Here is an 11,761-nt window from a genome sequence, read left to right on the forward strand (position 1 = left end):
GAAGGCTCACCGGACATTTTAGCTTTGCTGGCGCCCGGACATTTTAACTTTGCCTGGACAAGATTTTTTCGCATAATGTATGTTATGTTAAATAACTGACCGACCCGCGGACGCACGGCCGGCCTGCTGCTCCATATCCGGCCCGCGCGCCCAGACTGCATCCGGCAAATGGATCTCAGTGAATCTGCATGCCGCGCATGGCGTGGATCCGGCCGTGATGTTGCATCAGGTCGTCATACTGGCGCTGGAGCATGGCGCTGGCTTCCGGCGGCAGCGGCTTCATCATGGCCGACCGATACACGCGCCTGGCGGCTTCTTCCTCGTGCTCGCACATACCCAGGATCGCATCGTCGTTGTTCGGCTGCAGCATGTGGCGCACCGCCATCCAGCCGCGGAACAGCGTGCCTTGCATGCTGCCGCGGTCGGCCGGGTTGCCGCCCATGGCGCTGACCATCGATTGCAATTCCCGCACCGAGCCGCGGCAGGATTCCGCGGTGCTGGCGAGAATGTCGCGAAGTTGCGTATCATGCACATTATTGGCGCCGCTGGTGCAGGCCAGTTCGCTGTCCTTGCCAGCCTCGATCAGCTGGTTCAGGGCGAGGACACTTAGTTGTTGGGTTTCGGCCATGGCTTTCTCCCATCATTTCAGCCGGCGAGGCCGGCGTTTGCGCGAATCGCCAGATTGCCAATCGGGAACCGCAGCGGCGCTGGCGCGCAGGCGGCGACATATGCCTGCCGTCGCCTCCTCTTTCTAGGTGACGAACCTGATAAGAAGTTTAGGCGCGAGTTTTCGTATGAGATAGAAACTCAGGCGCATGGCGCATTTCAACCATGGGTCGACCTGCCAAGAATCCGGTTTTGTAACGGTGATGTTGCCGGCCGCCGGACTAATAGCGCCCTGCCGCGAGCCGCTCCAGTGCCGCATCGATGGCACCCAGGGACGCATGCAGGCCTGCCGCATGCGCTTCGTCCCTGAGCTGGCGCAGGTTTTCCTGAAGCGCCGGCGTGCCGCCCCCCTCTCCTTCCTGTCCGGCATTGATCAGGGCGCGGCCCCTGCGGATCAGGAAGTCGCCCCACGGAAACGGCTCAGGCCGCATGTAATCCTGTAGCGCCGCAAGGTAGCGATCCGCTTCCTGCCAGCGCCGCAACGACACGGAAACATCGATCGCGGCTTCCAGCAGGTCGACATGGCAATGGCTCACGCAGCCTTGCGCCAGGATCGCCTCGGCCTGCCGCAAGGCGTGAAGTTGCCGGCCGGGATCGCGTGTGGTGCGTGCCAGGAAGCCCAGCACGGTGGGTCCGGAGTAGCGCAGCCCGCTGGCATGGCTCAGCTGCAGCGCCTCGTCGAGCAGTGCCTCGGCTTCCTGCACCTGGCCGAGCGCGCCGAGGGCGAGGCCCAGCCGCGCCAGCACCTCGGCCTCGAAGCGCCGTGCGCCCAGCCGACGCGTCAGCGCCAGGGCCAGCCGCGCGTGCGCTTCGGCTTGCCGCCAGTCGCCGGCCAGCTGCGCGGTCGACGTCATCACGTCGTGGGCCAGCATCTCGCTGCGCGCATCGCCGATGCGCTGCGCCAGGCGCAGCCCTTCCTCGCAACTGGCCCGCGCAGCATCGAGCTGGTTGCGGAACAGCTCCACCGCGCCCACCATCGGCAGGTTGGCGCATTCGATGCGGACAAAGCCGTGTGCCCGCGCCAGCCCGACGCAGCGGACAAAGTGCGCATGGGCGGTAATCATGCGGCCTTGCTGGTAGTAGGCATCGCCGAGGCCGCCAAGCGCACGCGCCTCGCCCAGCACCGATCCGGCCGCGCGCGCGTGGCCGAGGGCGCGCTGGTGGGCGGCCAGGCACCGGTCCATGTCGCCCATCGGGAAATAAAGATTGCCGCGCAGCGATTCGATCTCGGCCAGGCGCTCGGACTGGCCCAGTTCGGCGGCGGCCTGCTCGGCTTCGCGCAGCGCCGACAGGGCCTCGTCATGGCGGTCGAGCAGGCGCAAGGCCGCCGCCGTGCCCTGCCAAGCCCGGGCCTGCTGCGCCGCCCCGCTCGCAAGCGGCTGGGCCTGCCGGAACGCTTGCAGGGATTGCGCGGCCAGCCCGAGGTCCAGCGCCAGTTCGCCGTGCAGGCAGGCAAGCGCATGCCGGCAGGCGACATCGCTGTCCAGCCGCTGCGCGCGCTCGACCAGGCGCAGCGCGCGCTCGCCGCGGAAGTGCGCCGCCTCGTGCCGTGCCGCGGCAGCATAGGCCTCGGGCGCGCCGGGGTCACCCGCGGCATCCAGGTGCTCGGCCATCAATGCCGGGTCCCTGCCCTCGTACCAGGCCGCCGCGCGCCGGTGCAGGTTCTGCCGGCGCGACTTGAGCAGCGACGCGTATACCGCCTCATGGATCAGCGCATGCATGAACAGGTAGTCGTCGCCTTCCGGCCTGGTCATGGCAGCCATGACCAGGCGCTCGCACGCATAGTCGGGATCCTGGATCAGGTGCCGCAGCGCAGCGGAGCTGAAGCGCTGGCCCAGCACCGCAGCGGCCTGCAGCGCCTGCCGGTCGGCGGTGGAAAAACGGTCCAGCCGCGCCAGCACGATGCTCTGCAGCGTCCCGGGCAGTTCATCGGCGCCGGCTTCAGCGCCCGCCTCGGCGCCGCGCAGCAACTGGTCGAGGAACAGCGGATTCCCTTCGGCGCGGCGGATGCAGGAAGCGGCGACTGCCGGATCGACCTGCCGGTAGCAGGCGGCCAGTTCGTGCGCTTCGGCATCGTCGAGCGGGCCGAGGTCGATGGTGGTCAGTGGCGCGCCCTGGCTGGTCGCGCGCCAGGCGGCATCGACCGGGTCGTGCTCGGGGCGCACGGTCAGCACCAGAACCAGCGCATGGCCGCGCGTTGCCGCCGCCAGCTGCGCCAGGCAATCGAGCACCGTGCGCTCGGCCCAGTGCACGTCTTCGACCACGATCAATAACGCTCGCGCGGCGCTGCGTCGGGTGGCCAGCGTCACCATCAGCCGCTGCACGCCGCGCTGCCTGCTGGCGGGGTCCATCGCGGCCAGCGCGGCAGCATGGTCGGAGGACTGGGGCAGCTCCAGCATGTCACGCACGAACATCACGTCTTGCTCGGCAAGTTGCCAGGCGGCGAGCGTGGCTTCGATGGCAGCCGCGCTGCCGCCTTTCGCGCCGGGACTCCGCGCGGCGCCCACAAGGCTGTGAGCGAGCATGCGCATGGGATCGCCGCCGCTGCCGGCGCCGAAGTCGAGCACCAGCACCCGGTGTGCCTCCAGTCCGCGTTCGCGCGCCAGCGCGACGAAGCGTCCGGCCAGCCGGCTCTTGCCGATGCCGGCCTCGCCGCGGATCAATACGACGCGGCCATGGCCCGAGCGCAGGCAGCTGTCGGCCACGCCGGCCAACTGCGCCAGTTCCGCGTGCCTGCCGACGAAGGCATGCTCGGCCGGCGCCTGCTCCACCCCAAGGAAACGCCGCACGCGCCACAGCGGGATCGGCTCTGCTGCACCGGGCAGCACGGCGCGGACCACGCAATCGGCTTCCAGGCGTCCGGGCAGCGCCTGGTAGACCCGGTTGGACACCATCGTGCCACCGGCCTCGGCGGCCTGCATCGCTTGCAAGGCCACGCCGACCGGGCCGCCGGTAAGCGTCAGGTCGCTGTCGCCACAGGCCGCCAGCACCTGCCCGCTTGCCAGGCCGACGCGGGCCTGCAGCCGCGACCCGGCGGTACCGGCCAACCGCGCCAACGCCGCATGCAGCGCCCCGGCGGTGTGCAGCGCGCGCTCGGCGTCGTTGCCGTGCGCCACCGGCACCCCAAACACGATGGTCAGCCGGGTGCCGATCTCATCGGTAATGTGGCCGCCACAGGCGCCCGCCAGGGCCCTGGCCTGCTGGCGCCAGCAGGCCAGGGCCTGGTGCAGCTGCTCAGGCTCCAGCGCACCGCCGGCGCCCTCCTCCTCCAGGCTGGCCACCAGTACCACCGCGTGGCGCAACTGCGGCTCGGGTGTCAAGGCGGCTGCCAGCATGGCAGTGGGTGGGGCCGCGTCCGGTCCGGGCGCTGCTTGCCCGGCGCCGGCGCTGTCGTCGCCACCCAGGCTGCCTGTCGCCGGCTCGCGCCGCGCGCGCAGGATGGCCTGGTACAGCGCCTCGGTCTCTGGTTCCGGCGACACCCTGAGCTCGCGTTGCAGCGCCGCACGGCACAGGCGGTATTGCTTGAGTGCCAGGGCCTGCCTGCCCTGCCGCTCGTACAGCCGGATCAGCACCCGGTGCACGCCCTCCTGCAGCGGGTCGAGCGCAAGCAGGCGCGTGGCGCAGGCGATGGCAAGATCGGTCGCGCCGGCCTGTTCGTGGTGGGCCAGCAACTTCGCCAGGGCGCCCAGCGCCACGCCGCGCAGGCGCTCGCGCTCGATCGCCAGCCAGTGGTCGAAGGCCGGCGCAGCGGCATGGAAGCCCTCCAGCAAGTCGCCACGGTACAGGTCCGCCGCGCGGGCCAGAGATGCCGGCGTGGCTTCACGGGCACACTGCTCGAACTCGCAGACGTCGACCGTGATCCCGACCAGCGTCACGCAGTCGCCTTCCGCCAGCAGCACGTGCTGGCCCGGCGTGCCCGCATCGTCAAGCGCCCGGCGTGAGGCGCTCAGCGCCTGGCGCAGGCTGCTGCGCGCCTGCTCGGCGTTGCTCTCCGCCCAGTACAGCGCAGCCAGCTTGTCGCGCGGCTGGGCACGCCCCTGGGCCAGTGCGAGGTACGCCAGCACGGCGCGCGCCTTGCGCGCCGTCAGCGGGATCGGCGTGCCGTCGGCGGAACTGAGCTGGAAACCGCCGAACAGGTCGAGACGGGCGCGGGTCATGGGAGGGAAACTGGCAAGCCCATCCTTTATAGGCGACGGCAAAGGACTACGCTGCGCCCGCAGCCGCGAAGGCATGTAGCCGTTACTTTCCGGCCCACGGCAACTTTCACGATTCTTTCACGCCGGACTGCCGGCCCCCTTCACGGCCCTTGCCTAGTATCAGGACAACCCCGGGTCGCGCTGCATCACCGCAGCGCGGATTGACTGGCTGTCTTAACGGGTTGTTTTAACGGGCTGTTTGTCGAGACAAGCGTTGTCTCCATCACACTGGAAGGATTGCGTCATGGCACATACTGATTCGCGGAGTGTTTCGGTTTCAAGCACCAACGTCAGCTCGATCGAGCGCTTCGAGGCGGCCCTGGAACTGCTGCACGGCTACTACGGCGACCCGCTCACGGTGATCGACCATGCCCTGGCGGAAGACCCCGGCTTCGTGATGGGGCATGCGCTGCGCGCCGGGATGATGATCACCGCCGGCGACGGCGCCGTAGCGCCGCTGCTGCGCGAAAGCGTCGAAGCAGGCGAAGCGCTGTCCGCCGGCGCGAACGAGCGGGAGCGCCGGCATATTGCCGCGGCGCGCGCCTGGCTGGATGGACACTTCACACGCTCGATCCAGCTCTATGGCGACATCGTGATCGACTACCCGCGCGACAGCCTGGCGCTGCAGGTTGCCCATATCGGGGACTTCCTGCTCGGGCAGTCCACCTTGCTGCGCGACCGCATCGCCCAGGTGCTGCCCCACTGGCACACCCGCGTGCCGGGCTTCGGCTATGTGCTTGGCATGCATGCCTTCGGCCTGGAGGAAACGCACCGGTACGAGCAGGCCGAGGAACGCGGCCGCTTCGCGCTGGAACTGAACCCACGCGATCCCTGGGCGATCCACGCCGTGGCCCACGTGATGGAAATGCAAGGCCGCCAGGACGAAGGCATCGACTGGCTGAGCGGGCGTGCCGGCGACTGGTCGCAAGACAACATGATGGCCGTGCACAACTGGTGGCACCTGGCGCTGTTCCATCTGGAGCTTGGCCACGCCAGGCAGGTGCTGGACATCTACGACGCGCACATCCGCGAGAACCAGTCTTCGGTCGCACTGGAACTGATCGATGGCTGCGCCATGCTGTGGCGCCTGCACTTGCGCGGCATCGACGTGGGCTCGCGCTGGGACGAACTGGCCGACACGTGGCAGGCACGCGGCGCGCAAGGGTACTACGCCTTCAACGACACGCATGCGGCGATGGCCTTCCTGTGCGCCGGGCGCGATGACGCGCTCGCCGCCCTGCTCGCCGGCATGCGCGCCGCGGCCGCCGGAGGCGGCTGCAACGCGATGATGACGCGCGATGTCGGCCTGCCGGTGACCGAGGCTTTGATCGCCTTCTCGCGGCGCGACTACGATCGCACCATCGAACTGCTGATGCCGGTACGCCAGATCGCGCACCGCTTCGGCGGCAGCCATGCCCAGCGCGACCTGATCAACCTGACATTGATCGAGGCGGCGCTGCGCGGCGAGCACGCCAACCTGGCCTGCGCGCTGGCGGCCGAGCGCATGGAGCTCAAGCCGATGAACCCCAGCCTCAGCAAGCTGGTGCAGCGTGCCTCCGCGCTGCAGCGCGAAGCGGCGGACGGCACGCGGGACGCGGCGGCCGTGAAGGCGGCATAGGGCTGGTGCGGGATGTGTGCGGGATGGTGCGGAGAGCCCGACGGTGTCCTGAGTCAGCGACAACCGTTACGCATCCGGTGGACCATAAGCCACGGTGACCACGGCACGTGCGCCCGCGGCCACCCCCACCGTCTGCGACGGCGGCTGCGGTTTCAGGAGCGCGCTGCCCGTCAGCACGTCGGCGGCAACGACGGTATAGCTGCCAGCAACCAGGTTGGACAGCGTGGACGGCTGGGTAACGGTCTGGCGGAACTCGCCGGGCCCCAATACCGTGATGGCCGCCGACGTTCCTGACGGCAGGCCGAAGATCGAGATCGTCAGCGAGCCGGTGCCGTCATTGCCTTCGTCTTCCCCGCCCCCTCCGCAGGCCGCGATGCCAAGGCAGCAGGCGATGAAGAGTTGGCAAAGCGAGGATCGAAGTGCTGCAGGCATGACACGCTCCTTTCCCGGCTCAGGCACGGCCTTTCATCCCATCGCGTGCTGGCGCGATGCGGTTCGCGTGGGCAGGGCGAAGACCATTTCAATTCAATGACAGGGCGTGCCGGGGAGCGGCGTCCCATAGCTTGTTATCCCATGACAAGCATCGCCTTGCGTGAGGGGGCCCTCCGCACTCGCTTCCGGGTCGATGGGAAATCTTCCGACCTTGGTGCAGCAGAAACGAAATTCCGTCGAAGGCGCCGGGGAATTAGCCACTGTCGGGGAAACCATGGCGGAACGCCCGGCCGGCGCGGGCTGCTGAGGGGCTGGAAATTTGTTCGTCACTTGCGCAGCCTTGGGAGATGGCGCAGGCGCCGGAACGTTCCTCGTTGCTGGCGAAGCCGTGGCGGGTTGCTCAAGTCTTGGAACGCTTTTTGGGGCCGCGGGGGCCGTGGGGGCCATCGGGGCCGGGCGCCTGGTGGCTTGCTCGACGTTCCGATCCTGTGCGCCGGGAGTAACGCACTGGCTGTTCTCGCAGATGCGCTCCCCTTTGCACTGCATATCATATTGGCATCCAACGGCTCCGGCGTGAGGAGCAAACCCAGCCGCCATTGATATGCCGAAAAGCACGCCTAGCGCTTTCATATTAGCTTTGGCCCCTTTGCCCTTTTTTTGCGCCCTTCACGCTTCACTCGGAACGAGCGCTCGGCATGAACCCGTGGTCCGGAGGCGGGCACCATTTCTAGTATGGAATGCGCGCGCGCTGAGCGCCACCCTGGCCTGCTATGCAGAGGCGCGCTGACGGCGGCGCCATTGGATGCGGGCACGGCTAAGATGCACACATGAGAGCCACTTAGGAATCACTATCCGATCGGAGTCGGGAGTCGGGAGTCAGGACCAGTCAAAATCCAGAAGGTCCACAATGAAAGCGAATCAGGCATAGTGATCTGCGCGCAGGGTGAAGCGATGACCAACGGACGACGCGGAAGCGGTCCAAAGCTTTTCGGAACCGGACGGATCGTGCTCTGGCGCGGCGGAAGCATCTGGATTGGTCATGCGGAAGAGGAGACCGGGTTCCATGCGCATCACGCAATTCAGGTCACGCTCGCGCTCTCCGGTGGCCCGGTGCGCATCCAGAGTCCCGGGGAAGGCTGGGCGGCCTATCAAGCCGCGATCATTGCCGCAAATCACCCTCACGCCTTTGAGGCACGCCGCGAGCTGATTGCGCTGATCTTCACCGAACCCGAATCACACGAAGGAAGGATGCTGCGTGAACGCTTCCGTGCAGGAGTCGCATCGCTGACCCCAGATACCTTCGCCGCCGAGTCAGCGGCACTCGCGGCCGCCTATCACGCGGATGCCCCTGACAAAGACCTTATCCTCCGCGCCCGGGCCGTGATTGCAAGGCTCACCCTGGCCCAGGCTTCACCGCCAAAAGTGCTCGACAATCGGATCGAGCGCGCTATTGAAGTGCTGCGCGAACGGATCGGCGAGACGGTTACGATGACCGAGATCGCCGAGAACGTCCATCTCTCCCCGGAACGTTTCCGCCATTTGTTCCTGAAGGAAACCGGCATCCGGTTCCGGCCCTACGTGCTGTGGCTGCGCCTTGAACTCTCCCTCGCCTCATATGCTGCCGGGCACAACCTGACCGAAGCTTCCTGTGCCGGGGGCTTCGCCGACTCCGCCCATTTCTCCCGCACCTTCAAGCGCATGTTCGGCGTCCTGGCGGTCGGAATCCGCGTCCAGCGGGTCCGAGCCGAAACTTAGCCGTTTCGTTCAAGCTGCCCGCAATCCGGGACGGCAAACTGGCGACTCGTTTCCAACAGAAAGGAGCATCGCCATGAATCCCACCACCCAATCGCAATGCAAGTGCATCGCTTGCCCGGGCGCCAGCTGCACCTGCGGTTGCCAGAAGGCAGCCGAACGTAACGCTTGCTCCTGCGGGCCGCAGTGCTCCTGCGGGCCGCAATGCCCTTGCAGAGCCGGCAGCGGCCCTGTAACGAGCTGATTCACAGCCTGAGCCCGTAGGGTCGGCCCATGCCGTTTGGCCGGCCCGACGGCGTTCTCATCCTTCCCGATTTTCCCGAGTCGGCGTCACGACCGCATGTGCTTAAGTTCGTCAATGCGCAGGCGATAGCTTCGTAGCAGACAAGCCTTGTCGGCACACAGGTTGCGAGAATTACGAAGCCATGCCCGTTGGTCCGCGCGTAGCCGCGCCCTGTTGGCTGATGCTTTCATCTTCTGCTGATAAATTCCTGCCAGGACCTTATCGGCGCGCGCCAATTCCGCATCGCCGCAAATCAGCTGGGTTTGAATAGAAATGAACTGGCTGCAATCAAAACTTCGCATCAACGCAGTCCTTGTCTCGCTTTGAGTTTCCAGAAGCCCCGGCTTGCACAACCCCGGCAGAGACTTGCAAGCGACGTTGCGTCCGACCCACGCCATGTCTTGCGCACCATATTGCTTGACGAAGCGGTTGATGCCTGCATGGGTTACCCCCCGTTGCATTGCGTTTGCCGCGATGATCTCGTTGCAGAGCGAGTCCTCCGTATAGGTCCTCCCATCCCGCCGGTAGCAACTGTGAAAGCCAAGCAGCCCCGTACCAACGACGCTGCGGCGTTCCCCGGAAGCAAACAGTATGGAAGCGCAAGCGGACGCACACCTGGCATTATCCGGAACTGTTGTATAGACGCGGATCTTGTCCATCGCATCGACGATCCGGAACGCGGCCTCAACGTTGCCTCCTGAACTATTCAAGACGAGGGTCACGAGTCCTTCGCGATCACGGTCAGCTATTCTGGCGACCGAGAGGAACTTCTCTGCGTCACCGTCCTGGATTCGCCCTTCGCCGATGATCATTCTCAGATCAAGCTGTGGCTGGTGGTAGATCTTGAATTCCATTCCCGGCACCAGACCAGGACATATCAGAGCCGCAAGGCAAAGCCCGTGGAGCCACCTCCGGATCACGCGCCGAATCCCCACGCCCATCACCACCGAGTGCCCAGTGCTGCGCATAAACGCTCCCTCGGAATGCGAAGGTTGGCCGGTGCAATGGAGCCACCGGCAAAATCGGCTTTGTGCTCTCAAGCATATAGTGAGGACGTCGCCCCAGAGGAAAGTGCGTGGGTTGGGCTACCCTGAGAGACCGAGCCTGGGAAGGCCTGGCGTCTTCCGACGGAGGAGCGATCATGTGGATGAACTGGCTTCTGATCTTTGTTCCGGCCGCGATCGCCCTGGAACACCTCGCTCCAGCGCAGCATCTGCCGATCTTTGTCGCCTCGTCGCTGGCGATCCTGCCGCTGGCCGGCCGCATGGGCCATGCCACCGAGCAACTGGCGGAGCGCCTGGGCGAAGCCGTCGGGGGACTGCTCAACGCGACCTTCGGCAATGCGGCCGAACTGATCATCGCGCTGGCGGCATTGCGTGCCGGGCTCCAGGAGGTGGTGGAGGCGTCCATCGTCGGTTCCATTGTCGGCAACCTGCTGCTGGTGTTCGGCGCGGCGATGCTCGCCGGCGGCCTGCGCTATCCCGAGCAGCGCTTCAACCCGCGCGGCGCGCGTTCGCAGGCGACCATGCTGATCCTGTCGGCGATCGCGCTGATTCTTCCGGCCAGCTTCGAAGCCGTGGAGGGCAAGTCAGCGGTGCTGCTCCGGCTCAGCGCCTGGATCTCGATCGCGCTGCTCGTCGTCTACGGGCTGTACCTGGTGTACTCGCTGGTCACGCATCCCGCGCTGTTCCGCAGTGCGCACGAAGCGCAAGGGGCCGTGCCCGCAGGCACGGAGGACAAGCCCCCGGCCCCCGCGGGACGGGCGCTGGCGATACTGGCGGCGGCCACGGTCGGGACGGCGTGGATGAGCGAGATCATGGTGAATTCGCTCGAGCCGATGATGCGCGACTATGGGCTCAGCGACATCTTTGTCGGCGCCTTCTTGGTCGCGATCCTGGGCAATGCGGCCGAGCACGCCTCGGCGATTACCGCGGCGCTGAAGAATCGCATGGACCTGTCATTCTCCATTGCGGTCGGATCAAGCGTCCAGGTGGCGCTGTTCGTCGCGCCGCTGCTGGTGCTGGCGAGCCATTTCTTCGGACCGGAGCCGATGGACCTGGCCTTCCGTCCCGCGCTGGTCCTGATCGTGATCCTGTCGGTGCTGGTCACGGCGCAAATGGAGAGCGACGGCAAGGCCGACTGGTTCAAGGGCATCCAGCTGCTGGTCGTCTATTACGCCCTCGCGCTCACCTTCTTCTTTCTGCCGCAGTAGCCCGCGGCGCCCTTCAGCGTCCCATGCGGCGGTCATAGCTGCGCGACACGCGCTCGAGCAGCCCCGGGTCGCGCGGATTGGGCGCGTTGAATTCCACCCGCACGCTGCCGTCGCCCTGCTGGCGCACGCTCGCCATGACGGTGTCGCCGTCCCTGCTGCCGACCAGCGTGCCGGACGAGGGCTCCTGCGTGGTGATCACCAGGCCCTGGTCGCGCATGGCATCGGCGGCCGCGTAGAACGAGCGGTCGAAGCTGGCCGGCGCCCCCGGCGGCGCCGGGTAGCCGTAGTAGGTGCAGCCTGGCAGCGCGAGCACGGCGGCGAAGCTCAGGGCAAGGCTCATGGTCAGGCTCATGGCAATACGGGTGCGCAACATGGTGACGCCCTCCTCCACTTGAAGCTATGCCATCAGCAGCGCCTCGTATTCCTCCTGGAACTGGTGGAGGGAATTGTCCGGTCCCATCGTCACCCTGTTGCCAGGCATCGCCAGCGCCTAACTGGCGCTTCTGCCCAAAAGATCATATAAACCTTAGGGATGGTCTGAAAAACCTCTGCCAACGGAAGGGCGGCAGAGACGTTAAATGAGGATCACGAAAGCTGCATGA

The 11,761-nt window shown here is 66.5% G+C and carries 8 protein-coding genes; 3 read left to right on the forward strand and 5 right to left on the reverse strand.

What is annotated here, in order from left to right; translation table 11 throughout:
* Window positions 1-175 precede the first annotated feature (175 nt).
* Window positions 176-628 carry a PA2169 family four-helix-bundle protein gene (locus J8I34_RS31630; protein WP_029049496.1) on the reverse strand — a complete coding sequence of 151 codons (453 nt, stop codon included), beginning with the start codon at window positions 626-628 and terminating at the stop codon, window positions 176-178.
* Window positions 629-887: 259 nt separating this feature from the next.
* Window positions 888-4,823 (reverse strand): ATP-binding protein, encoded by a 3,936-nt coding sequence (locus J8I34_RS31635; protein ID WP_209808145.1) that lies wholly within the window; start codon window positions 4,821-4,823, stop codon window positions 888-890.
* Window positions 4,824-5,106: 283 nt separating this feature from the next.
* On the opposite strand from J8I34_RS31635, the gene J8I34_RS31640 reads away from it, so the two are divergent.
* Complete coding sequence (locus tag J8I34_RS31640) at window positions 5,107-6,480, forward strand: tetratricopeptide repeat protein (protein WP_209808146.1); 1,374 nt, start codon at window positions 5,107-5,109, stop codon at window positions 6,478-6,480.
* Between the two features lie 66 nt (window positions 6,481-6,546).
* Here J8I34_RS31640 and J8I34_RS31645 read toward each other — a convergent pair whose 3' ends face one another.
* On the reverse strand, window positions 6,547-6,912 hold the full coding sequence (locus J8I34_RS31645) for a hypothetical protein (RefSeq protein WP_029049493.1): 366 nt from the start codon (window positions 6,910-6,912) through the stop codon (window positions 6,547-6,549).
* A gap of 951 nt (window positions 6,913-7,863) precedes the next feature.
* Here J8I34_RS31645 and J8I34_RS31650 point away from each other — a divergent pair.
* Window positions 7,864-8,667, forward strand: a complete 804-nt coding sequence (locus J8I34_RS31650) for a helix-turn-helix transcriptional regulator (protein ID WP_209774397.1) — start codon at window positions 7,864-7,866, stop codon at window positions 8,665-8,667.
* Window positions 8,668-8,994: 327 nt separating this feature from the next.
* On the opposite strand, the gene J8I34_RS31655 is transcribed toward J8I34_RS31650, so the two are convergent.
* Window positions 8,995-9,801, reverse strand: coding sequence for a lysozyme inhibitor LprI family protein (locus J8I34_RS31655; RefSeq protein WP_245178227.1), 807 nt, complete (start codon window positions 9,799-9,801; stop codon window positions 8,995-8,997).
* Between the two features lie 293 nt (window positions 9,802-10,094).
* On the opposite strand from J8I34_RS31655, the gene cax reads away from it, so the two are divergent.
* A complete protein-coding gene (gene cax, locus J8I34_RS31660) occupies window positions 10,095-11,159 on the forward strand; it encodes a calcium/proton exchanger (RefSeq protein ID WP_232232520.1) in 1,065 nt (354 codons plus the stop codon).
* A 13-nt stretch (window positions 11,160-11,172) separates the two neighbouring features.
* On the opposite strand, the gene J8I34_RS31665 is transcribed toward cax, so the two are convergent.
* Window positions 11,173-11,511 (reverse strand): hypothetical protein, encoded by a 339-nt coding sequence (locus J8I34_RS31665; protein WP_051320659.1) that lies wholly within the window; start codon window positions 11,509-11,511, stop codon window positions 11,173-11,175.
* Window positions 11,512-11,761: the final 250 nt, after the last annotated feature.

Source organism: Cupriavidus phytohabitans, from assembly GCF_017815025.1.
Taxonomy (GTDB): Bacteria; Pseudomonadota; Gammaproteobacteria; order Burkholderiales; family Burkholderiaceae; genus Cupriavidus.

Excerpts from the sequence above, each read along its gene's own strand:
- J8I34_RS31630 (WP_029049496.1), bottom strand. The coding sequence starts at position 628 with ATGGCCGAAACCCAACAACTAAGTGTCCTCGCCCTGAACCAGCTGATC.
- J8I34_RS31635 (WP_209808145.1), bottom strand. The coding sequence starts at position 4,823 with ATGACCCGCGCCCGTCTCGACCTGTTCGGCGGTTTCCAGCTCAGTTCC.
- J8I34_RS31640 (WP_209808146.1), top strand. The coding sequence starts at position 5,107 with ATGGCACATACTGATTCGCGGAGTGTTTCGGTTTCAAGCACCAACGTC.
- J8I34_RS31645 (WP_029049493.1), bottom strand. The coding sequence starts at position 6,912 with ATGCCTGCAGCACTTCGATCCTCGCTTTGCCAACTCTTCATCGCCTGC.
- J8I34_RS31650 (WP_209774397.1), top strand. The coding sequence starts at position 7,864 with ATGACCAACGGACGACGCGGAAGCGGTCCAAAGCTTTTCGGAACCGGA.
- J8I34_RS31655 (WP_245178227.1), bottom strand. The coding sequence starts at position 9,801 with ATGGAATTCAAGATCTACCACCAGCCACAGCTTGATCTGAGAATGATC.
- cax (WP_232232520.1), top strand. The coding sequence starts at position 10,095 with ATGAACTGGCTTCTGATCTTTGTTCCGGCCGCGATCGCCCTGGAACAC.
- J8I34_RS31665 (WP_051320659.1), bottom strand. The coding sequence starts at position 11,511 with ATGAGCCTGACCATGAGCCTTGCCCTGAGCTTCGCCGCCGTGCTCGCG.